The following is a 22,541-nucleotide window of genomic DNA, read 5'->3' on the forward strand; positions in this document are numbered from 1 at the left end:
CATCGAGATTGGTTAAATAATGTGATTAACGTACAAAATTGCCCGATCGCCAAACTGACCCCAAAAGGTTTTTGATAAAAAGAGCTGGCTTCTGAAACGTCCGCATCTGGCACAAACCGGCCTAAGCCGGTTTGATCTTATCGAGAGTAATTAGCCATCACAGCGCGGCAACCAGTCAGATTCGCATTCGTCACTCAGCTCCAGGCTGGTTTGAATGCCGTTCCTCGTTTTGCGCTTCAGCAGTTCTATTTCGTACTCCTTCAGCGTCTGCGGTATGGCCTGCCCGAACGCCGTCAGGCTCATGGGGTGCTGATGCCCCCTGGACTCCATAAACGACAGATACGCGTGGTACAGGTAGCGCTTCGGGTTCAGGGGCCGGATATTGGCATTGCCGATAAACAGCCCGGTCGGGGTTGCCAGCGGCATCAGGTAGCCGCAGAAGTCGACCAGCGGATCCGCGTGGCGTTTTATTTCCAGCGCCTCGCCCGAGGTCTGCTGTGCCTGGAGCAGCTTTCTGGCTTCCTCTGGCCTGGCAAAGCGCTGCATCAGGTGGCGCACGATGACCGCCAGCTCCAGCCGGATTTTGTCCAGCAGCTGAGGGTCGCGCTCGTCCGGCGGTATCGCCTCCGGGAACGGCAGGATAACCCGGCGGCGCGACACGCCCCCGCTGCGGTCGCTGAAACGCATCGGGTTGTTGTTCACCGCCAGTATCACCGCCGGGATATAGGCCGAGTAGGCGTCGCGGTACTTCGGGTCAATCGCCACCGCGTCGCCGCCGGTAATCGCCTTGATGCCCGCGCCGTCCCCGCTCCACTTCTCCTGGTCCGGCAGGGTGATAAACGAGTAGCCAACCACGCTGGCACGCTCGCGCGGCGACTCCAGCGTTTCAATGCTGGCGGAGGTGGTGTTGTCCTTCCCGGCCAGCAGGGTGCCGATTTCCGCCATCATGCTTTTCCCGCTGCCGCCGGGGCCGGTCACTTCAAGAAACATCTGCCAGTCGTAGCGGTTCGCCAGCACCATAAAGAGCGCCGCGAGAATACGCTCCTGCTTGTCATGATTGCAACCGGCGGCCCGCGTCAGCCACTTCCAGAAGTTCGGCGCATGCTCTGCGAGGCTTTCCCCCGGCTTCGGCGCGGTGTAGCTCACGCTGTTCACCGAGCGCAGCCAGTTCTCCCGGTCGTGCGGGCTGAAGGTGCCGGTGGCGGTGTCATACACCCCGTTACGAAAGCCAATCAGGCGGCGCGCCGGGTCGCCCATCTGCGGCACCATCAGCTTCAGGGTGTCCAGGATGCTGTTAATCCCGGCGGCGGAGAACGGGGCGCGGGCGGTCTGGAACAGCGCGGCAATCTCCCGGCGCAGCGTCTGCTGGGGCACGACCAGCCAGGCGCCGTTTTCGTAGCGGCAGATTTCCTCCCCCACCGGCGGCACGGCCAGCGCGTTGCCGTAGTGCACAACCAGCAGTTCCGCCTTTTCACTGGCGCTCATGCCTTTCAGGTCGGCCTCGCTCACCGACTCAAACGGGCCGGGCGCAGGCGGCTGCGTGAACGCGGTCAGCAGCGCACGGGCGGCGGTATCGCCCTGCGTCGTCCACAGGTCGTTCCAGTCACCCGCCACCGGCGGCAGGGCCGTCTTTCCGTCGCAGGCTTTCGCGGCCTCTTCAGCCTTGCGCTGGCCCGCGCCGTTGTCGTCATTGTCAGCGGCCAGCAGCATCAGCGCGTCCGGGTACTGCCCCCGAAGCTGGCGCGCCAGCTCCGGGAGGTTGTTCGCACTCAGGGCTACGTAAACCGCCTGGCCGGTGAGGCGGTGCACGGTCAGGCCGGTGGCAACCCCTTCGGTCAGCCAGAGCGTTTTACCGTCCGGGACGCCGCACAGGTGGAAGCTGCCCTTTACCCGCCCGTCCGGCAGGGTGCGCTTGTCGCCCGCTGCGTTAATGAGCTGCACGTTAACCACGCGGCCCTCCGCGTCGGTGAGTGGCACCAGCAGGTCACCGGCCTGAAAGGCGATGCCGCCGCAGCGCACGCTGGCGGCCAGCGTCAGCGCCCGCGTACCGTCCAGCCCTTTCGCCAGCAGGTAGGCGTTGTCGGTACGGGCCACGGCGGTGGCAATCAGCCCGGCGGCCCGCTCTGCCGACTCAGCCTGGGCGCGGACTTTCTCCTCCGCGCTCTTTTCCGCTTTCACCGGCAGACCGGACGCGGGCAGCGTGCCGAGCATGGCGGCCACCTTTAGCGCGGCCTCCTTTGCGCCCACTTCCAGCACCTTTTCCACCAGGTTCAGACCGTCACCGGCCCCGCACTGGTTGCAAAGCCAGGTGCCGCGACCGTCGCGGTCGTCAAAGCGGAAGCGGTCTTTGCCGCCGCAGGCCGGACAGGGGCCGTGATGGCCGCCCGTGGTAACGGGGATGCCAAGTGCGGGCAGCAGCAGCGGCCACTGACCGGCGGCGCTTTTTACGGTGTCTGAGACAATCTGTTTCATGGTCTGCTTCTCCCTCAGTGCAGCGTGGCGCGGCTGGCGGCGCAAAGCTGCCCGCAGAACAGCTCGTCCATCATGGTGACGCCGAGCGGGGTCAGTCGCGGCGGTGCGGTCAGCAGGTCAGACCCGACCATATCGGCCAGCATGGTGCAGGCCATCTCCATGCCCGCCTCCGGGCCGTGGCGGCGCACATAAAAGCCCTCCAGCTCGAGGGCGATGGTCATCTGCAGTTCGTCGAGAGTCGCCGCAACGCGGATGCCCTGTTGCCCGCAGGCGTTGAGGTAGCCTTGCGCCAGCGCGCGGCGGTAAACGGCGGTGCGCACCTCCACCGGGAGGCAGGAGTGGTTAGCAGTCATGGCGCAGCTCCTGTTCCATAAAGCCGTTCTCACAGGTGGCGACTACCTTGCCGAGCTGGTCGGTCAGCAGGGCAATCACCGAGGCCAGCGCCTCGCCGTCAGGGACGTGACGCCTGTCGCCGGTGGCAATGACCAGCGAGAACATATCGAGAACGGTGACGCCGACGCCGTGGGCGTGCTGGAGGCGCAGGAAGTCGGCGTGAGGGATGGCGTAGGTTTCGTCGCCGTGCATGCGTGCGGACAGGGTATTCATGCGGCCACCGCCTTAACGGGCACGCGCCCGGCAAACGACAGCATGTAGTCACGCACCAGGCTCAGGCGGGCGGTGCGCTCGTCGGCGGCCACGGTGCGCAGCATGCAGGGACGGGCGTCAGCGCGTGAGCGACGGACGGCGGCAAAGATAAAGGTGAATTCGGGGTGAGCGGTATGATGAGCCGTAGCCATGATGGCAGTCTCCAAGGTTAGCTGTTTAAAGCTACCACCGGAGTTCCTACACTCATGGGTGGTAGCCCGGACGGGGGTAGGAATACCGGCAACCTTGGAAACCGGCCAGCCCGAAGGCTGCCCCGCCCGGGCCACCATTACGCAGACGGTATAACGGCGTGAGAACCGTTGCCCGTAAAATGGGTGCACTGAGGCGAAGACACAAAAAAACACGCGTGGCGCGTGCTGTGTCGCCAAGATTAAGCTCGGGTTCCTACGCCCGGCTGCCGATTTTGCGGCAGCGGGAAAACTATAGACCGGCGGCTCGCCAGAGAAAAGGCTTTTTTCACACATCGGGCCGTTTTCCTCAGCAATCGGTCAGGACGTGATCGGACTGCTGCGGATTTGATCGGAACGTCGCTTTTTCTTTTCCACCGTTTACGGCTTCAGGCTTCTGCCGCTCTGTTCGCACGCAGATATGCCCGTGCGCGCCGCTGTTAAAGGCAGGGATAACGCCGGTCTTTCCGGTAGCGGCGGCCAGCAGGTTTTGAGCCAGGTATGCCGCTTCGTCAGGCGTCAGGGGAAAGCTGCGGGTGCCTATATTGAGGGCGATCATGCCGCACCGCCTGCGCGCTGCGCGATACGGGCCTGCATCCAGTCGTCAATCTCTGACGCCAGCCAGGCGACGTTCTTGCCGCCGAGGGAAATCTGCGACGGAAACTGCTCCCGGCTGATTAAGTCGTAGATGGTCGAGCGTGACAGGCCGCAGGTGCTGATGACTTCGGGCAGGCGCATAAAGCGATCACGCGGGTAGTGCAGATGGCCCGCTGGCGGGATAGCAGGGGTAGATGAAGGAGAAGTGCAAATCATGGTGTTACCTCGTTTTTGTATCCGTGCGGCGCTGGCCGGTTCCGGCGGTACTGTTTCGGTAACCCCTTATTTTCAGCATATTTACCCCGGATGCAACAAGGTGGGGTCGGTCAAAAAACACACTTTGTCCACCAGAAAAAGTAACGTGTTACTGAATAGAACTGGATAGAACTGAATAGTGATGAGCTGAATAATTTCTGTACTTTATTCATAATCAAAATAAGGGGAAAACAAGAAAAATGGAGTTAAAAGTTCTAAAAAAAGCTCACCAGAGAAAAAGCTCTTCAAAGGAAAGGTGAACAGTGGTGAACACCCGGTGAATACTCATCACCAGAGTGTTCACCCCATTACTTACTGTATTTATTATCTTTTTTCTTAAGGTGAACAGTAGTGAATAGTTTTAGTAAAACTAAAATCTCAAAGGGGGTATATCAGGGCTGAGGCGGGTCTGTTTGCTCACTGACAGGCAAGAGGCAATGAAATGATTTGTTTGTTGGTACGCAGCAGAATGGCCTCACCCTTTACAGACGACGAGATACCACCATGAGCAACGCAGAGCCGCAGACCGCAACAGAGAAGTTTGAAGTCGCCAGGGCGAAACACACGGAGAACATGAAGCGCTATAACACTATCTGCGCTGATATTTTACGCTGTGATAAAGAGCGAAAGGCAGCAATTGAGGCGGGAAAGGAAGCCGAAACCAACTGGCGCAGCCGTTTTCGTAGTCTGCGGGGTCAACTGACCGATGAGCTAAAGGCAGAGCACAGCCAGCGTATTGCCAGCCGGGAGCTGGCCGACGAGTTTACCGGCCTGATATCGGTGCTTGAACTGGATAAGCAGAGTGCAATGCTCGCTTGCTGCTCCAGCGGCAAAGCGTATGTTGAGACGTACCGGACGGCCTTTGAGGAAATCACCGACCGGCACTGGGAAGCCGCGATGAAAACCATCAGCCCCGAGCTACTGTGGGCCATTCGCCTGCGGCTTCAGCGCGAGGAAATCCTGCCCACGCACGGTGAAGGTGGCAGCGCATCAGGCGCAGTCGCGGGACTGATTGGCAGCAGACTGACGAGAACGGCATCGGCGCTGCCTCTGAAGATGCTGGAGGAGATACCGGCACTTAAGAACATTGGCATGCACACACCGCCCCTGACTGGCGTTGATATGGACCTGTATCGCAGTCCGCAATCCCGCGCAAAACTGGGAGAGCGTATCAGAGCGCAGCGCGAAGTGATTGAAGGAGGAAAAGCATTATGATGCACTGCCCATTCTGCAAAAGCCCTGCACATGCCAAATCAAGCCGGTATATGTCCGAGCAGGTGAAGGAGCGCTATCACCAGTGCACTAACCTCGACTGCTCATGCACGTTCAAGACGCACGAAAACATTACAAAGGTCATCACCTGCCCGCCTCAGCAGGAAACGCAGCCAGTGCCTCCAGTGTCGCAGAGTAAGGCGCAAACAATCGGGCGCTATGGTTCAGCCTTCCGGTCGCATTAATCCCCCTTCAGCCGCTGCCACCACAGCGGCTTTTTTTTGCCCGCCGTTCGTCCTTTGAAAGCCCTTTTTCTGGCCAGCCCGCTTTGTAAAGAGCCGTGCATGCATAAGGTGCATGGATTTGCATGCAGATTGCAGGGCATATAATCCCCATTAAAGGCAGGCATGGCGCGGCCTGAGCCACCTCATGCAGCTGCATTAAATACGACCGATAAAGCGGGCAGGCGAGGCGGGGGTAGCATTGCGCGCTGGGTGGATTATTTATTTCTATTACCTAAGGCCTATACCTCGTTGTACTGTTTTGGCTATGTAACAGCGTTGGGTGGGTTATCGCTGTATATGTTGTGACGAGCATTCAAAAGGGGGGTAAGGACGTAAAAATGCGCCCATGAAGTAGGCGCATAGGGATATTATTTAGCATTAGTGGTTGAAATATTGTTTTCTATTTATTGTCGCTCGACGGGGATGCGATAATGCAGTTAACTCCATTGTAATTGCTATTCCTGGTGCAAGTTGCTTCGATATTTATTTTGTTTAGTTGGTTTGTTTTTTGTGGGGCCTTAAAGATTAATAGCGCGATACATATGGCTAGCAGAACACTTAAAACCCCAAAATAGAATAAATTGGCCTTTCCAGTACTGTGCATATTTTTCCAGAACAAAATGTTTTTTGGGCTGCTATTACCTATAGTTTCCGTAAGGTTTATATTTGGGAGGTCAGATGCGATCTCTTGTTCAAGTGCTAGTCCCTTTCTAACAGCTCCAAGAAGCAAAGGGTGGTACCAATATACATCGACAAAATAGAACAATAACCAAACAATGGATGCACCTAAAGCGAGAATGGCAGCAACAGAGTGATTATATCCAAAGGCTATAAATTCAGAGCCAGAATTAAAACTTACACCAATGGCGCCAATAAAAGCCGATAATATTAGAATGCCAAAGTTTCTGACCTTCATCTCAAGGTCATTAAAATGTTTTTGGACGTCAATAACCGTTTTCCAAACATCAATTTTTAACTTTAGTTGCTCTAGCTTCATAGCATCTTCATGTCGTTTTAATTCTAAATCAGTCATTTCATTTACCTTTGAATGTGGTGAAATTAAAGAAAGATAAAATGTCTGAAAATTGTTTGGCTACATAAGTTGGTTTTGCACCAAATGAGTTTTCTTTAATTTTTCTCTCCCGCTCTACGTCGGTATCAGTCCAGTGAGTTACAGCGCGGAGTAATTCATATCCTTCCTTGTTATCTTCAAAATGACCGGTTCCATAACTGGCAAATACATCTGAAACATTCGCCTTTTGAGCCATTTCAATATCTTTCATCTCACTATCACCAATATATACACACTCTTCAGGTTGAGCCCCTATGAATTTTATAATATCCAGAAGAAGTTGTGGATTAGGCTTAATCTCATCAATAGGTGTATATTCTTGTTTTGTATGAACTAAATCGTACTTGCTTTGTTTTTCCTCACCATCTGGAATTTCATGATCTTCTGGTGAGAAAAGAACATCTATTACACCATCTAATCCTAAGCGAGTTAAGCGGAAGTTGGAGTAATATGCTTTAGATTCAGTATATGCAACAACATAACAACCTTTCTTTTTAAGGATATTCAAAGTGTCCATAACTGTCGGGTAAAGTGTAAGATATTTCTTTCGCTCACTTCTAAAAGCATGTATGGCATCATTCATCACTGAATTAATGGTATTTCTATCACCATATTTTTCTTGTAACAAAGGAATGCTCTCTAAAATAAAAGAGTATTCAGCAGTGCCATATTTTTGGTGAATCGGTTTTATTTGTTCAATAAGTTCTTCTTTAGAGAATCCAGAAATTTCAACAACCTTATTTAACATGGCGTTAAAACTATGATACCAAACACTAAACCAATCGAATAGTGTATTATCAAGATCGGTTATTAGTACTGTCTTTTTCATTCTTACCTCTTACTAATTGGTTTAATATACAGTATATAACATTAATTATAACTATTCTATATTTTGTAGATGTCGAGGATTTTGTCGCTGTACCATTGCATCATAGATCTTCTTTTTTCAAGATATTGAGCATGATTATACGTACCTCGAATGGTGTTTTTATCAATATGCGCCAATTGTATTTCTATCCAAGCACTAACAAAGCCCTGCTCGTGTAAAATTGTCGACATTGTGTGCCTGAAGCCATGTCCGGTAGCACGCCCTTTATAACCAAGTAGTTCAATTACCTGTGACACACTTTCTTTCGAGATTGGTTTGCTACGGTTATTCCGACCAATAAAAATATATGGGTAATGACCGGTAATTGGTTTGAGCTGCTTGAAAAGATCGACCACTTGAGTAGATAAAGGAACAATATGTGGCCTGCGCATTTTCATCCTCTGTGCTGGTATTTCCCAAATACCTTTATCAAGATCAACTTCATCCCAGGTAGCAAAGCGCATTTCCTGCGTTCTTACACCAGTTAACATAACAATCTTAGTCGCATTTTTAGTGATGATGCTGCCGGTATACGCTTCCAAATCCCGAATAAAATGAGGTAACTCTTCAGCAGATAAAAAAGGATGGTGCTTTTGCTTAGGAACGGCCAGAGCGATAGCTAAATCAGGCGCTGGATTGTATTCAGCGCGGCCAGTTATGATCGCATAGCGATAGACCTCACCGCATCTTTGCCGTACTTTTCTGGTTTTCTCTAGTGCCCCACGCTTCTCTATTCGTCGCAATACTTCAAGCAGTTCTAACGGTTTGATTTCACTGATAGGGCGTTTACCAATGAACGGGAACACATCTTGCTCAAATGTCTTAATAATTTCTTCGCGATAGGCCACTGTCCAGCGGCCTGCTTTGTTAGTGTGCCATTCTCGACATATGGCTTCGAATGAGTTCTCTGTTGAGAGTTGCTGTGCCAGTTTTTGGGCTTTACGTTCTTCCACTGGGTCTGTGCCATTTGCTACCTGCTTACGAGCTGTATCGCGTTTCTCACGTGCTTCTGCGAGACTCACAAGGTCGTAGTTGCCAAATGACATTAGCCGTGCTTTACCGGCAAAACGAAAGCGGAAGCGCCAGCCCTTTGAGCCGTCTGGATTGATGAGTAATGACAGGCCTTGTCCATCGTTCAATGTGTAGGGCTTGTCTTGGGGCTTTGCTCGTTTAATTTGAATGTCTGTGAGTGGCATGTGTATAAGTCAAAAATGTGTATAAGAGATCTATACACATCACTATACATATTTTTCACGGATTCAGGGAGAACTTGTCGGACGGTTACGGATGAGTGATTTGATATATATATTGAAAATAAAGGATTTTTATACGTTCTCGGATAGCTGCGGAGGAATTTTGGCGGAAGATCACAGGAGTCGAACCTGCCCGGGACCGCTCGCGGCCCCAACTGGATTTGAAGTCCAGCCGCCTCACCGGAGACGACGATCTTCCCTTACTGCAGAGGCGCTGAGTATAGCATCGCCAATGACCACAAATAAACTCCGGTTTTTAGCATTATTTCACTGATGTCCGCCACCGACAGCAAGCTGTCCGTTTTTGGTCTTCTTTCCTTGCCTAATCCCGTCCATCATAGCGTTAATCCCATTCAGCAGGAGTCCAGAAATGACCGATACCGTACTGTTAGTGATTGATGCGCAGCAATCCTTCTATGAGCGTGGCTACAATGAAGCCCCGGAAACCCCGGCATTCGAAAAAGCGTTAAGCACGCTGGTCGCGGGCTGCCAGGCGAAGGGCATTCCGGTAGTAGATGTATTCCATGTGGAAAGTGAAGGTGCCTTTGCGCCGGAATCCGGTCTGGTGGTGCGTCTGCCGTTCCTGGATCACGAACCGGTCGCCAGCTTCCGTAAGAAAGTGCACAACGCCCTGACGGAATCGGGCCTGCAACAGTGGCTGGAGCAGAACGCGGTGAAGCACGTGATTATCACCGGCCTGCGCTCTGAGCAGTGCTGTGAAACCACCGCCCGCGTGGCGTCGGACTTCGGCTACCACGTGACCTATGTGACGGAAGCGACGCTGACCTTCCCAATCACCCATGATGGGATTACCCTGAGCATTGCCGATTTACGTCACCGTACCGAAAGCGTGCTGATCAATCGTTTTGCCGATATCCGTACCGTTGAGGGCCTCCTCAAGGAGCTTGCATAACATGACAACCCCGGTGTGGTTTTTAACCCTGCCCGGTGTGATGACGCTGGACCTGACAGGTCCGGCGGAAACGCTGAAGCTGGCGGGGAATGCGTTTTCACTGCGCTATATCGGCCCGGATGAGAGCGTTCTCACCTCCACAGAGATGGTTATCAGCCGCATTGAACCGCTGCCGGAGGCATTGCCCGCCGGGAGCCTGCTGGTGATCCCCGGCGTCAGTGACTCAAAAGTGTGGTTCGACACGCCGCAGGCGGTGGCAGCCCGCAACTGGCTGATGCGCATTCAGCCCGCCATTCATGCCCGCGAGGTGACCTTAGTCTGCGTCTGTTCCGGGTCACTGCTGGCGGCAAAAGCCGGGCTGATGAACGGCGTGCAGTGCACGACTCATCATGAGGTGATCGAGCGACTGAAAGTGGCTGAACCGGGAGCGATCGTGAAAGAAAACCGCATTTTCGTTGAAGATCGCGGGATCTGGACCAGCGCAGGGATTACCGCCGGGATCGATCTGTCACTGCATCTGATTAACCGCCTGTGCGGCGCGCAGACGGCGATGGATGTGGCACGTGAAATGGTGGTCTATTTCCGGCGTTCGGGGGAAGATCCGCAGTTGTCGCCCTGGCTGCGCTATCGCAACCATATCCATCCGGCGATCCACCGTGCGCAGGATCTGCTGACCCTGCAACCGGAGCAGGAGTGGCCGTTGGAGGATATTGCCGCCAAAGTGCACGTCAGCGCACGCCATCTGACGCGTCTGTTCCGCCAGCATCTGGGCATCAGCGTACGTGACTATCACGAACAGCTGCGGCTGACGATTGCCCAACAGCGTCTGCAACAGGGCGAAGGCAATGAACGCGCAGCACTGTCGGCCGGGTTCTCTTCCTCGCGCCAGCTGCGCCGTGCGCTACAGCGCTGGCAGGCGTGAAAAAGGAGGGTGATAAAACCCTGAAATAATCGTCGTCAAAAAAAAGGCCGTTCTGCTCACTCTCACCAGTGAGCACCCCACCCGATTTCAATTCGCTCAACGTTTGTGCTAGTGTTACTCGTAACATTCGCCCTTTTTCGCCCTAAAAGCTAAACCGATTTAGCTACCATAAGAGGCGATTCCGGCTTAACAAAATACGAGGCACATCATTATGAAGAACCTGTTAATTGTTGCCGCTACCGTGGCGCTGGCACTGCTGTCGATTTACTTTTTGTCGCCGTGGCCGGTCTGGCTGGGTACGCTGGCGGCCTGGGTGACGACCGGCTCGTTCTGCCTGCAGGTGCTGCATATCGTGAAAAATAAGGATACCAGCGGCCTGTCACTGGGGATGTGGGCAGCGCTGTTCTTTGGCGTTTCCTGCTGGACGTGGTACGGCCACCGGATGAACGATGTGCCGGTGATGGTCGCCAACGGCATTACCTCCCTGCTGGCGCTGACGGTGATTCTGCTCAAACTGTGGCACGAGCGCCCGCTGCCTAACCCTAACCGCCGCAGGCTGGTACGCATGCCCGGAGTGATCCTTAATCCACGCATCCGCCGTTTGCGTCCGCTGAAAAACGCCCCGGAGCAGGAGAAAAACGTCAGCTAACCAGGTGGCGTTTATCCAGCTTCTGCAAGCCGAGTGCCAGCAGCAGGCTGCCTGCCAGGGTAATGCCGAATATCAGCGGGATATCGATCAGCGGATGGTCGGTGTTATCCAGGTCGTGGGTGCGCATAAAGTGAATAAACAGCGCATGGAAGCCGTAAATCGGCAGTGAACAGCGGGAAATCAGGGCAAAGAACGGGTTAACGTGGTCGTTAAGGGTGTTTTTAAACAGCACCAACAGGCTGACGGCGGCGAAAAATACCGCCGGGCCGCAGTAAAGATACCAGGTATCGGCAAAAGCTCCATTGATCGCGAACTGCCGTTTGGTGCCAAAGGCAATCATCAGCACACAGGCCACAAACACCCCACCCGCCAGCCAGGAGACGCCGCGTTTTTGCGTTTCCATCATCCCAATCGCCCGGCCAAACAGGGCGTACAGCAGGTAATAAATAGTATCACCGTTGATATACAGATTGATCGGCAGCCAGTGGAAGCGGGCAATAGAGCTGTCGACGGTGTTGGGGTTAGCCAGCAGCGCGATTACCAACGTCACCACGGCCAGGTAACCCGCCCGCACCGGCTTCACCTGGATCAACGGTGACAGCAGATAAATGACGATAATCGCGAAGAAGAACCAGAGGTGATAGAACACCGGCTTTTGCAGCAGATGCTTCACCGACATCGCTTCATTTATCGGTGTCAGCAGCGTGATGTAAATCAGCGCCACCGTGCTGTAGAACAGCAGGCACAGCACGATGCGCAGGAAATGCCGCCCCTGGGCGCTGCGTTCTCCGAAGAACAGGTAACCAGAAATCATAAAGAAGATCGGCACGCAGACGCGTGAGGCCGAATTAAGCAGGTTGGAGAGATCCCAGCTGTGCTCACCCACCGACATCCCGGTGGTCACATACCAGGTGGTGGTGTGGATCATAATCACCATCAGGCAGGCAACTGCGCGTAAATTCTCTATCCATCCAATCTTTTGCGACATTTCATCCTCTGTTCCCGGCAAAATCTGCATTAATGCGAGAAAGAGGGTAGCCAGGTCGCTGCGCTTCAACAACCGGAGAGGGGAAAAATAGGACCAGGATGAAGGGATTATGTGGTGGAGGCGACAAAAATTCCTGAATCCCCCCTCACGGCATTTTGGTAATAGGTACGGTCAAAGGGTATACTGACGCCCACTTTTTATCACCACTCGTATCGCGTGCGAATCCAAATGCAAAAGTTTGATACCAAGACCTTTCAGGGGCTGATCCTGACCTTACAGGATTACTGGGCACGCCAGGGCTGCACCATCATCCAACCTCTGGATATGGAAGTGGGCGCTGGTACTTCTCACCCAATGACCTGCCTGCGTGCGCTGGGTCCGGAGCCGACGGCCGTTGCCTATGTGCAGCCTTCACGTCGCCCGACCGATGGCCGCTACGGTGAGAACCCGAACCGACTTCAGCACTATTACCAGTTCCAGGTGATCATCAAACCTTCACCCGACAATATTCAGGAGCTGTACCTCGGCTCCCTGAAAGAGCTGGGCATGGACCCGACCATCCACGACATCCGCTTTGTGGAAGATAACTGGGAAAACCCAACGCTGGGTGCCTGGGGTCTGGGCTGGGAAGTGTGGCTGAACGGTATGGAAGTGACGCAGTTCACCTACTTCCAGCAGGTTGGCGGTCTGGAATGTAAACCGGTTACCGGTGAGATCACCTACGGTCTTGAGCGCCTGGCGATGTACATCCAGGGCGTGGACAGCGTTTACGATCTGGTCTGGAGCGACGGTCCGTTGGGGAAAACCACCTACGGCGATGTGTTCCACCAGAACGAAGTGGAGCAGTCCACCTATAACTTCGAATACGCTGACGTCGACTTCCTGTTTACCTGCTTCGAGCAGTACGAGAAGGAAGCGCAAAGCCTGCTGGCGTTGGAAAAACCCCTGCCGCTGCCTGCCTACGAACGTATTCTGAAAGCCGCACACAGCTTTAACCTGCTGGATGCGCGTAAAGCGATCTCCGTCACCGAGCGTCAACGCTATATTCTGCGCATCCGCACCCTGACGAAAGCCGTGGCTGAAGCTTACTATGCCTCCCGCGAGGCACTGGGCTTCCCGATGTGCAAAAAGCCCGAACAATTAAACAACGATTAAGAGGCAGCCATGACTGATAAAACCTTCCTGGTGGAGATCGGCACCGAAGAGCTGCCACCAAAAGCACTGCGCAGCCTGGCAGAATCCTTTGCCGCCAATTTTACCGCTGAACTGGATGCCGCTGGCCTGGCCCACGGCGAAGTCAGCTGGTTTGCCGCGCCGCGCCGTCTGGCACTGAAAGTGGCGAATCTGGCCGCTGCGCAGCCCGATCGCGAAGTGGAAAAACGTGGCCCGGCCATTCAGGCCGCTTTTGATGCGAATGGCGTCCCGAGCAAAGCCGCTGAGGGCTGGGCACGGGGCTGCGGCATCACCGTTGATCAGGCCGAGCGTCTGAGCACCGATAAAGGTGAATGGCTGCTGTATCGCGCTCAGGTCACTGGCGAAAGTGCCCAGGCCCTGCTGCCCGCGATGATCGCCACCTCCCTGGCGAAGCTGCCGATCCCGAAACTGATGCGCTGGGGCGCGTCCGAGGTGCAGTTCGTGCGCCCGGTGCATACCGTCACGCTGCTGTTGGGTGATGAGCTGATCCCGGCAAAAATTCTGGGTATCGACTCTGCACGTATCATTCGCGGTCACCGCTTTATGGGCGAGCCGGAATTCACCATCGATAACGCTGACCAGTATCCGCAGATCCTGCTGGAGCGCGGCAAGGTGCAGGCGGATTACGCTGTACGTAAAGCCACCATCAAAGCCGATGCTGAAGCCGCTGCGGCAAAAATTGGCGGTGTTGCCGATCTGAGCGACAGTCTGCTGGAAGAAGTCACCTCCCTGGTCGAGTGGCCGGTGGTGTTGACGGCGAAGTTTGAAGAGAAGTTCCTCGCGGTACCGGCCGAAGCGCTGGTCTACACCATGAAGGGCGATCAGAAGTACTTCCCGGTTTACGACAACGCGGGCAACCTGCTGCCGAACTTTATCTTCGTGACCAATATCGAATCGAAAGATCCGCAGCAGATTATCTCCGGTAACGAGAAAGTGGTGCGTCCACGTCTCGCTGACGCCGAGTTCTTCTTTAACAGCGACCGTAAACGTCGCCTGGAAGATAACCTGCCGCGTCTGGAAACCGTGCTGTTCCAGAAAGAGCTGGGATCGCTGCGTGATAAAACCGACCGCATTCAGGCGCTGGCGGGCTGGATTGCTGCGCAGATCGGTGCGGATGTTAATCACGCGACCCGTGCAGGCCTGCTGTCCAAGTGCGACCTGATGACCAATATGGTGTTTGAGTTCACCGACACCCAGGGTGTGATGGGGATGCACTACGCGCGTCATGATGGCGAAGCCGAAGACGTGGCCGTGGCGCTGAACGAGCAGTATCAGCCGCGCTTTGCCGGCGATCAGCTGCCGTCCAACCCGGTTGCCTGTGCGCTGGCTATCGCTGACAAGATGGATACCCTGGCGGGTATCTTCGGTATTGGTCAGCATCCGAAAGGCGATAAAGACCCGTTTGCTCTGCGTCGTGCTGCGCTGGGCGTGCTGCGTATCATCGTTGAGAAGAACCTGCCGCTCGATCTGCAAACCCTGACAGAAGAAGCCGTGCGCCTGTATGGCAGCAAGCTGTCTAACGCTAAAGCAGTGGATGAAGTGATCGACTTTATGCTGGGTCGCTTCCGTACCTGGTACCAGGAAGAAGGCCACAGCGTCGATACCATTCAGGCGGTACTGGCACGTCGTCCAACGCGTCCTGCAGACTTCGATGCGCGTATGAAGGCAGTATCGCACTTCCGTACGCTGGAGCAGGCAGCCAGCCTGGCAGGTGCCAACAAGCGCGTCTCCAACATTCTCGCTAAAGCGACTGAACCGCTGAACGACAGCGTGCAGGCGTCACTGCTGAAAGAGAATGAAGAGATCAAGCTGGCGACCTACGTGTCGGCGCTGAGCAGCAAACTGCAGCCGTTCTTCGCGGAAGGACGCTACCAGGATGCTCTGATTGAGCTGGCACAGCTGCGTGAAGCGGTGGACAACTTCTTTGACAAGGTGATGGTCAATGCCGAAGAGAAAGAAGTGCGTATCAACCGTCTGACGCTGCTGGCGAAACTGCGCGAGCTGTTCCTGCAGGTAGCGGATATCTCTCTGCTACAGTAATGTGATGCTGTTACGGGCGGACCGAAACAGGTGTCCGCCCCTACGGGATCCAGGTTGCCCCGAACCGTAGGGGCGACCATTTTTTCCGGTCGCCCCGTGCCGATAGTTTGCACCCGCCGTATTTTTCGCTCGTCGACATCCCGCTTTACAATTCCGCCTTGCCCTCCTCCCCCCATTTCCTTACCCTGTGCGGTTTTCGCCAACCAGGTTGAGACATCATGCAATCCTATGGATTCGCTGCCAAAGCAGCAAACACCCCGCTGGAACCCTTCGAATTTACCCGCCGTGAACTCCAGGCTAACGATATCCACATCGATATCCACTACTGTGGTGTCTGCCATTCCGACCTGCATATGGCGCGTAACGAATGGGGCGTCAGCCAGTTCCCGCTGGTGCCAGGCCATGAAATCGTTGGCCGCGTGGTCAGCACCGGCAGCGCGGTCAGCACCTTTAAAGCCGGAGATCTGGTCGGCGTTGGTGTGATGGTCGACTCCTGCGGCCACTGCGCCCAGTGCCACGAGGGTGAAGAGCAGTACTGTGAAGCAGGCTTCACCGCGACCTACAACAGCGACGAGAAAGTGATCGGCGGCAAAACCTTTGGGGGTTATTCCGACAGCATCGTGGTCGACAGCAAGTTTGTGGTGGCCGTGCCGGAAAACCTGGAACTCAGCGCCGTGGCCCCCCTGCTGTGCGCGGGCGTCACCACCTGGTCACCGCTCAAGCACTGGAACATTCAGGCGGGCCAGCGCGTCGGCGTCATTGGCCTGGGTGGCCTCGGCCATATGGCGGTGAAACTGGCTGCTGCGCTGGGCGCGGAAGTGGTGCTGTTTACCACCTCCCCAGCCAAAGGGGCCGATGCACTGCGCCTCGGCGCCAGCCAGGTTGTGGTTTCGAAAGATGCGGAGCAAATGGCCGGGGTGAAAAACAGCCTGGATATGATCCTGGACTGCGTTGCCGCCCCGCACGATCTTGACCCGTACCTCAGCGCGCTGAAAACCAATGGTCATCTGGTGCTGGTCGGTATTCCTGACTCACCGCACACGTCGCCGGACGTTACGCCTATCGTTTTCAAACGCCTGAGCATTTCCGGGACCTCTATCGGCAGCATCAAAGAGACGCAGGAGATGCTGGATTTCTGTGGTCAGCACAATATCGTGTCCGATGTGGAAGTGATTCGTCTCGATGAGGTTGAGCAGGCATTTGAACGGATGCTGAAAGGGGATGTGAAGTACCGCTTTGTGATTGATATGAAAGCCGGGAAATAGTCATTAGCCTAAAAACAAGAACCCGCCTGATGGCGGGTTTTTTCGGTCAGTCCAGCAGCTGTCTGCTGAGACACGGATTCGAGTGTATCAACTGCATTAATTTTTGCGCACTGCCTGAGGGTTTGGTTTTTTTGGCTTCCCAGTTTTTCACTGAAGAAACACTGACACCTAACGCCTGAGCAAATTCATCAATCTGCATGCCGGTAATTTCCCGAACTCGCTTTGGCTCGGGCTGCGCCACATCACTCTTCAGGGCCGGAATGACATGCATCATAGGGCGGGTCATAACAATCTGCTCCAGACTGGAAAGCAGTTCGGACATGGGATCTTTAGTCTCCATAAGCACTCCTCGAAAACTCACTAAACGTGAACAACCAGAGGGAAAGAACCTTAAATCCAGGTTCTCAATGCTGGCATACATCAGCCACTGGGACGCTTTTTGGGGCAGCACAGGGAAACGCCAGGATCATAAGTATGAGATCATTTTGCGAGATCGGGATCATATTTTTTGTTTATTTTTCCATCCTGCGTTGCAGCCCGCCTCACAAATACAGCGCAAAAATAAGTTACACAGACATCGCTATCCATCAAAAGTGATTTCGACTATTCTTTACCCAACATTTGTAGTTTGAATAAAACCGATAAGTATTTGTTAACAGGAGTTAATTTCTTATGATGACAGGATCATCACGCATCTTGACGCGTCTGCTGGTGCCCGTTATGGCGCTATTTATGGTGTTACAACTTACTGGCTGTGGCGATAACGAAGCCGATCAACGTAAAGCGTTTATCGATTTCCTGCAAAACACCGTTATGCGCAGCGGCGAACATCTGCCCAGCCTGAGTGAAGATCAGAAGCAGAAATTTGGTCCCTTCGTCAGCGATTACGCGATTCTTTATGGTTTTTCTCAGCAGGTAAATCGTGCCGTGGATTCCGGGCTGAAACCGGTGGTTGATGAGCTTTCAGCCATCCACACTCCGCAGGATTACCTGACACGCCGTGATGCCCTGCGCCAGGTGAGCGGTTCTCTTGGGGTACTGACCCAGCAGATTCAGTCCGCGAAAATGCAGGCCGACAGCAGCAAGGCGGCACTGAAACAACCGGAAGATTTAAAAACCGTGTACGACAATGTGTTTAACAAAGTGGTCACTCAACCTGCTGCAACACTGGCACCGCTGCTGCCCGCGTTACAAACCCTGAGCCAGGATGCGGTACAGACCGGTGACTTCCTGCAACAGCAGGGCGCAAACGTCAGTTTTAACGGTTCTGCGATCCAGTTCCCGACCCAGCCTCAGGCCACGCAGTACAATACGCTGATGAGCAATCTGAGCACCAATGCCCAGGCGTTGACCCAGGCGCAAGCCGCGCTGAAGGGCAATTTCCAGTAAATTCTGCATCAGAGCTGACAATCGTCAGCTCTGATGTTCCTTCCCCTCTCACCTGTCACTTTCTTACATAAGACTCATCTCATGTTTCGACGGGCAGAAGAAGTGTGATCGCACGCATTCAGCCCTCAAATAATTTGTGATCAACATCACAAATCAAAAACAAACAAACAACATACATTTGTGATACACATCACATCACGCGGTTGTTATTGTTTAAATATTCGCCACAGTCCTTTTCATACACTCCTTAAATGTGATCGTTATCACTAAAACAACCCATGCACCCCACCTAACATAGTGATCTACATCACACTTATCCCGACAGCTACGCAGCGTCATATTCGCGTGATAGAGTCCGCCTGCATACAGTGATACTGACGGCTTCCCACTGTCGGGTCTAAAACAAAAATTCAACGCGCTCTCTTATTTGGCGGCGCGTACCAATAAGGGGTGTTTTTTATGTCCTCATCAGATATCAAGATCAAGGTTCAGAACTTTGGTCGCTTTCTGAGCAACATGGTAATGCCAAACATCGGGGCGTTTATCGCCTGGGGTATTATCACCGCACTGTTTATTCCTACCGGATGGCTGCCAAACGAAACACTGGCGAAACTGGTTGGCCCAATGATTACCTACCTGTTGCCACTGCTGATCGGCTTTACAGGGGGTCGTCTGGTCGGCGGCGATCGCGGCGGTGTGGTAGGTGCTATTACCACCATGGGCGTGATTGTGGGTGCGGACATGCCAATGTTCCTCGGTTCAATGATTGCAGGTCCTCTGGGCGGCTGGGCGATTAAAACCTTCGACCGCCAGGTTGACGGTAAAATCAAAAGCGGCTTTGAAATGCTGGTGAACAACTTCTCTGCCGGTATCATCGGCATGCTGTTGGCTATCCTCGCATTCCTGGCAATTGGTCCACTGGTAGAAGGTCTGTCCCATATTCTCGCCGCAGGCGTGAATCTGATGGTGCAGAACAACCTGCTGCCACTGACCTCGATCTTCGTGGAACCGGCAAAAATCCTGTTCCTGAATAACGCCATTAACCACGGTATCTTCTCGCCACTGGGTATCCAGCAGGCCAGCGAAGCCGGTAAGTCGATCTTCTTCCTGATCGAAGCGAACCCGGGCCCAGGTATGGGCGTACTGATGGCCTATATGTTCTTTGGCCGTGGTAATGCCAAGCAGTCTGCCGGTGGCGCTGCCATTATCCACTTCCTCGGTGGTATCCACGAAATCTACTTCCCGTATGTGCTGATGAACCCGCGCCTGATTCTGGCGGTGATCCTCGGGGGTATGACCGGTGTATTCACCCTGACTCTGCTGAACGGCGGCCTGGTGTCTCCGGCTTCACCGGGTTCCATCCTGGCGGTGCTGGCAATGACGCCAAAAGGGGCTTACTTCGCGAACATCGCCGCGATCTTTGCCGCCTTTGCTGTCTCCTTCGTGGTTTCTGCCATTCTGCTGAAAACCAGCAAAGTGAAAGAAGATGACGACATCGAAGCCGCATCACGTCGCGTACAGGAAATGAAAGCCCAGTCTAAAGGCCAGTCAACTGCCCCTGCTGGCGGTGCTGATGGCCTGCATAGCGATCTGAGCCACGTCCGTAAAATCATCGTTGCCTGCGATGCGGGTATGGGTTCCAGCGCCATGGGTGCCGGTGTGCTGCGTAAGAAAGTGAACGATGCAGGGCTGACCAACATCTCCGTGACCAACACCGCGATTAACAGTCTGCCGGGCGATGTCGACCTGGTGATTACTCACCGCGATCTGACCGAACGAGCGATGCGCCAGGCGCCTCATGCCCAGCACATCTCGCTGACCAACTTCCTCGACAGCGGCCTGTATAACGACCTGACAGCACGCCTGGTGGAAGCCGGGCGCAGCGCGGGTCACCGTGAGAAAGTGAGCACCACGCTGAGCGACAGCTTTGACGAAGGCCAGGATCACCTGTTCAAACTGAGCGCCAGCAATGTGTTCCTGGGCAATCATGCGGACAATAAAGAGCAGGCCATTCGCTTTGCCGGTGAGCAACTGGTGAAAGGCGGCTACGTTGAGCCGGAATACGTTGCCGCAATGCTGGAACGTGAAAAGCTGACACCGACTTACCTCGGTGAATCCATCGCCGTGCCGCACGGCACCGTGGAAGCAAAAGACCGTGTGCTGAAAACTGGCGTTGTCTTCTGTCAGTACCCGGCAGGGGTTCACTTCGGCGAAGAGCCGGATGATATCGCGCGTCTGGTGATTGGTATCGCGGCACGTAATAACGAGCACATTCAGGTTATTACCAGCCTGACTAATGCGCTGGATGATGACAGCGTGATCGCCCGTCTGGCGACCACGACCAGTGTGCAGGAAGTTCTCGACCTCCTGTCCGGTAAAACCAGCGCGTAAGCGGGTTTCATCATCACACCTCTGTGTAGGGCTGGGCATGCCCGGCCCTTTTTTGGTTTGGGCATGTCCAACCTTTACATCTTTGATACGGGAATAATTATGAAAGCATTACATTTTGGCGCCGGAAATATCGGCCGTGGCTTTATCGGTAAACTGCTGGCTGATGCTGGCATTCAGCTCACTTTCGCAGACGTTAATCAGGTGGTGCTGGATGCCCTGAACGCGCGCGGCGAGTACCCGGTGCATGTGGTGGGTGAGCAGGCGCAGGTTGAGATTGTTAAAGGTGTGAACGCCGTTAACAGTACCAGCGATGATATTATTGCGCTGGTAGCAGAGGTTGATATCGTTACCACGGCGGTTGGTCCACAGATCCTTGAGCGCATTGCCGCCAGCATTGCCAAAGGGTTGGCCAAACGCAGTGATAGCGCTAATACCCGTCCGCTGAACATTATTGCCTGCGAGAATATGGTGCGCGGCACCACACAGCTGAAAGGCCACGTGCTGAAAGCACTGCCTGAGCAGTATCACGCCTGGGTCGAAGCACATGTAGGCTTCGTCGACTCTGCCGTTGACCGCATTGTGCCGCCTTCTGAAGCCGGCAGCAGCGATCCGCTGGAAGTGACGGTAGAAACCTTCAGCGAGTGGATCGTCGACCAGACGCAGTTCAAAGGCGACCTGCCTGCCATCCCCGGCATGGAGTTGACCGATAATCTGATGGCATTCGTCGAGCGCAAGCTGTTCACCCTCAATACCGGCCACGCCATTACCGCCTATCTTGGGCAGCTGGCAGGTCATCAAACCATTCGCGAAGCCATTCTCGATGAAAAAGTGCGTGCTGTCGTGCAGGGCGCAATGGAAGAGAGCGGCGCAGTGCTGATTAAACGTTATGATTTTGACGCGGTAAAACACGCGGCCTACATCCAGAAAATCCTTGGCCGTTTTGAAAACCCGTATCTGAAAGATGACGTTGAGCGTGTGGGCCGCCAGCCGCTGCGTAAATTGAGCGCAGGCGATCGCCTGATCAAACCAACGCTGGGCACACTGGAGTACCAGCTACCGCATGACAACCTGGTCACCGGGATTGCCGCCGCACTACATTACCGCAGCGAGCAAGATCCACAGGCGCAGGAACTGGCTGCCCTGCTGGCAAGCCAGGATGTCGCGACGACGCTGGCACAAATTTCCGGTCTGGATATCGACAGCGATGTGGTCAAGGCGGTAGTGAAGGCCTGGAACGCTATGGCATAATGTCGGCGCAAGCGCTCCTCACGGACGAACAATCAGGGCACAGCACTGCTGCTGTGCCCGCGCAGATGTTATTAGGCCATATGAATGATATGCAGGCACTCATGGAACAACCTCAGGCTTTTGAAAACCGGGTGCTCGAACGCCTTAATGCCGGACGATCGGTAAGAAGCTTTCTTATCGCCACTGTTGAACTGCTGGCAGAAGCGGTGAACATACTGGTGATACAGGTGTTCCGTAAGGATGATTATGCCGTCAAATACGCTGTGGAACCGCTGCTACTGGGCGATGGCCCGCTGGGTGAACTGTCGGTACGCCTGAAGCTGATCTACGGCCTTGGCATGATTAACCGTAGCGAGTACGAAGACTGCGAACTGCTTATGGCATTGCGCGAAGAGTTGAATTATGACGGTAGCGAATATCGTTTCACTGATGACGAAATTCTCGGGCCATTTGGCGAGCTTCACTGCGTTAGTGGCCTGCCGCCATGTCCTGATTTCGCCGGCGATGATGTGGATCTGCGTGCTATGCAGCAGCAACGCTATCAGCAGGTAGTGCGCTCCACGATGGTCCTGTCACTGACCACGCTGATTTCACAAATCAGTCTCAAGCAAGCTTTCAAAAAGTAATCCGCCCTTTTCCCTCTTTGCTCCGCTTTCGTGTATCCTTTGCAGCAATGAATCAATTTAATGGTCAATC

Annotated in this window: 23 protein-coding genes and 1 tRNA gene; 12 read left to right on the forward strand and 12 right to left on the reverse strand. The window is 54.3% G+C overall.

What is annotated here, in order from left to right; genetic code table 11:
- Positions 1-150: 150 nt before the first annotated feature.
- Genes HHI26_RS18925 through HHI26_RS18950 form a run of 6 tightly spaced genes read right to left on the reverse strand, consistent with a single transcriptional unit; the run spans position 151 to position 4,118 of the window.
- On the reverse strand, positions 151-2,472 hold the full coding sequence (locus tag HHI26_RS18925; protein ID WP_171149516.1) for a primase-helicase zinc-binding domain-containing protein: 2,322 nt from the start codon (positions 2,470-2,472) through the stop codon (positions 151-153).
- A 14-nt stretch (positions 2,473-2,486) separates the two neighbouring features.
- A complete protein-coding gene (locus HHI26_RS18930; RefSeq protein ID WP_171149517.1) occupies positions 2,487-2,825 on the reverse strand; it encodes a DUF5375 family protein in 339 nt (112 codons plus the stop codon).
- A complete protein-coding gene (locus HHI26_RS18935) occupies positions 2,815-3,078 on the reverse strand; it encodes a hypothetical protein (RefSeq protein ID WP_171149518.1) in 264 nt (87 codons plus the stop codon). Before HHI26_RS18935 ends, HHI26_RS18930 begins: the two co-directional genes overlap by 11 nt.
- On the reverse strand, positions 3,075-3,602 hold the full coding sequence (locus HHI26_RS18940) for a host cell division inhibitor Icd-like protein (protein WP_171149519.1): 528 nt from the start codon (positions 3,600-3,602) through the stop codon (positions 3,075-3,077). Before HHI26_RS18940 ends, HHI26_RS18935 begins: the two co-directional genes overlap by 4 nt.
- Before the next feature lie 13 nt (positions 3,603-3,615).
- Positions 3,616-3,864, reverse strand: a complete 249-nt coding sequence (locus tag HHI26_RS18945) for a hypothetical protein (protein ID WP_171149520.1) — start codon at positions 3,862-3,864, stop codon at positions 3,616-3,618.
- The gene (locus HHI26_RS18950) at positions 3,861-4,118 is read right to left on the reverse strand and encodes an AlpA family transcriptional regulator (protein ID WP_171149521.1); all 258 of its coding nucleotides are present in this window, start codon (positions 4,116-4,118) and stop codon (positions 3,861-3,863) included. The genes HHI26_RS18945 and HHI26_RS18950 overlap by 4 nt, the downstream gene beginning before the upstream one ends.
- A gap of 543 nt (positions 4,119-4,661) precedes the next feature.
- Here HHI26_RS18950 and HHI26_RS18955 point away from each other — a divergent pair.
- A complete protein-coding gene (locus HHI26_RS18955; RefSeq protein WP_171149522.1) occupies positions 4,662-5,372 on the forward strand; it encodes a hypothetical protein in 711 nt (236 codons plus the stop codon).
- Positions 5,369-5,614: an ogr/Delta-like zinc finger family protein gene (locus HHI26_RS18960; protein WP_171149523.1), complete on the forward strand. Its 246-nt coding sequence runs from the start codon at positions 5,369-5,371 to the stop codon at positions 5,612-5,614. Before HHI26_RS18955 ends, HHI26_RS18960 begins: the two co-directional genes overlap by 4 nt.
- 439 nt (positions 5,615-6,053) lie before the next feature.
- Here HHI26_RS18960 and HHI26_RS18965 read toward each other — a convergent pair whose 3' ends face one another.
- From HHI26_RS18965 to HHI26_RS18980, 4 genes are all read right to left on the reverse strand, one after another.
- Positions 6,054-6,686 carry a hypothetical protein gene (locus tag HHI26_RS18965; protein ID WP_171149524.1) on the reverse strand — a complete coding sequence of 211 codons (633 nt, stop codon included), beginning with the start codon at positions 6,684-6,686 and terminating at the stop codon, positions 6,054-6,056.
- A 1-nt stretch (position 6,687) separates the two neighbouring features.
- Entirely contained in the window at positions 6,688-7,554 is an 867-nt protein-coding gene (locus HHI26_RS18970; protein WP_171149525.1) for an HAD hydrolase-like protein, read from the reverse strand.
- A gap of 56 nt (positions 7,555-7,610) precedes the next feature.
- A complete protein-coding gene (locus tag HHI26_RS18975; RefSeq protein ID WP_171149526.1) occupies positions 7,611-8,789 on the reverse strand; it encodes an integrase arm-type DNA-binding domain-containing protein in 1,179 nt (392 codons plus the stop codon).
- Positions 8,790-8,950: 161 nt separating this feature from the next.
- A tRNA-Sec gene (locus tag HHI26_RS18980) sits at positions 8,951-9,045 on the reverse strand.
- 171 nt (positions 9,046-9,216) lie between these two features.
- Between HHI26_RS18980 and HHI26_RS18985 the strand changes: the two genes are divergently transcribed.
- From HHI26_RS18985 to HHI26_RS18995, 3 genes are all read left to right on the forward strand, one after another.
- Entirely contained in the window at positions 9,217-9,759 is a 543-nt protein-coding gene (locus HHI26_RS18985) for an isochorismatase family protein (protein ID WP_133844707.1), read from the forward strand.
- Position 9,760: 1 nt separating this feature from the next.
- On the forward strand, positions 9,761-10,681 hold the full coding sequence (locus tag HHI26_RS18990) for a helix-turn-helix domain-containing protein (RefSeq protein WP_167863219.1): 921 nt from the start codon (positions 9,761-9,763) through the stop codon (positions 10,679-10,681).
- A gap of 211 nt (positions 10,682-10,892) precedes the next feature.
- Entirely contained in the window at positions 10,893-11,330 is a 438-nt protein-coding gene (locus HHI26_RS18995; RefSeq protein WP_171149527.1) for a SemiSWEET family transporter, read from the forward strand.
- On the opposite strand, the gene HHI26_RS19000 is transcribed toward HHI26_RS18995, so the two are convergent.
- Positions 11,323-12,318 carry an acyltransferase gene (locus HHI26_RS19000; RefSeq protein WP_133844713.1) on the reverse strand — a complete coding sequence of 332 codons (996 nt, stop codon included), beginning with the start codon at positions 12,316-12,318 and terminating at the stop codon, positions 11,323-11,325. The genes HHI26_RS18995 and HHI26_RS19000 overlap by 8 nt on opposite strands.
- A 228-nt stretch (positions 12,319-12,546) precedes the next feature.
- On the opposite strand from HHI26_RS19000, the gene glyQ reads away from it, so the two are divergent.
- The 3 genes from glyQ to HHI26_RS19015 all read left to right on the forward strand — a co-directional run bounded on the left by glyQ (position 12,547) and on the right by HHI26_RS19015 (position 16,817).
- Positions 12,547-13,473: a glycine--tRNA ligase subunit alpha gene (gene glyQ, locus HHI26_RS19005; RefSeq protein WP_171149528.1), complete on the forward strand. Its 927-nt coding sequence runs from the start codon at positions 12,547-12,549 to the stop codon at positions 13,471-13,473.
- A gap of 9 nt (positions 13,474-13,482) precedes the next feature.
- Positions 13,483-15,552, forward strand: a complete 2,070-nt coding sequence (gene glyS / locus HHI26_RS19010; protein ID WP_171149529.1) for a glycine--tRNA ligase subunit beta — start codon at positions 13,483-13,485, stop codon at positions 15,550-15,552.
- A gap of 218 nt (positions 15,553-15,770) precedes the next feature.
- Positions 15,771-16,817, forward strand: coding sequence for an NAD(P)-dependent alcohol dehydrogenase (locus HHI26_RS19015; RefSeq protein ID WP_171149530.1), 1,047 nt, complete (start codon positions 15,771-15,773; stop codon positions 16,815-16,817).
- Positions 16,818-16,863: 46 nt separating this feature from the next.
- On the opposite strand, the gene HHI26_RS19020 is transcribed toward HHI26_RS19015, so the two are convergent.
- Positions 16,864-17,157, reverse strand: coding sequence for an HTH-type transcriptional regulator (locus HHI26_RS19020; RefSeq protein ID WP_167863220.1), 294 nt, complete (start codon positions 17,155-17,157; stop codon positions 16,864-16,866).
- A 332-nt stretch (positions 17,158-17,489) separates the two neighbouring features.
- Between HHI26_RS19020 and HHI26_RS19025 the strand changes: the two genes are divergently transcribed.
- From HHI26_RS19025 to mtlR, 4 genes are all read left to right on the forward strand, one after another.
- The gene (locus tag HHI26_RS19025) at positions 17,490-18,206 is read left to right on the forward strand and encodes a DUF3053 domain-containing protein (protein WP_133844721.1); all 717 of its coding nucleotides are present in this window, start codon (positions 17,490-17,492) and stop codon (positions 18,204-18,206) included.
- Positions 18,207-18,665: 459 nt separating this feature from the next.
- On the forward strand, positions 18,666-20,597 hold the full coding sequence (locus tag HHI26_RS19030; RefSeq protein ID WP_159338258.1) for a PTS mannitol transporter subunit IICBA: 1,932 nt from the start codon (positions 18,666-18,668) through the stop codon (positions 20,595-20,597).
- Positions 20,598-20,696: 99 nt separating this feature from the next.
- On the forward strand, positions 20,697-21,845 hold the full coding sequence (gene mtlD, locus HHI26_RS19035) for a mannitol-1-phosphate 5-dehydrogenase (RefSeq protein WP_171149531.1): 1,149 nt from the start codon (positions 20,697-20,699) through the stop codon (positions 21,843-21,845).
- 65 nt (positions 21,846-21,910) lie between these two features.
- Positions 21,911-22,471, forward strand: a complete 561-nt coding sequence (gene mtlR / locus HHI26_RS19040; protein ID WP_133844934.1) for a mannitol operon repressor MtlR — start codon at positions 21,911-21,913, stop codon at positions 22,469-22,471.
- Positions 22,472-22,541: the final 70 nt, after the last annotated feature.

It is taken from the genome of Erwinia sp. JH02, from assembly GCF_013074405.1.
Classification (GTDB): domain Bacteria; phylum Pseudomonadota; class Gammaproteobacteria; order Enterobacterales; family Enterobacteriaceae; genus Erwinia; species Erwinia rhapontici.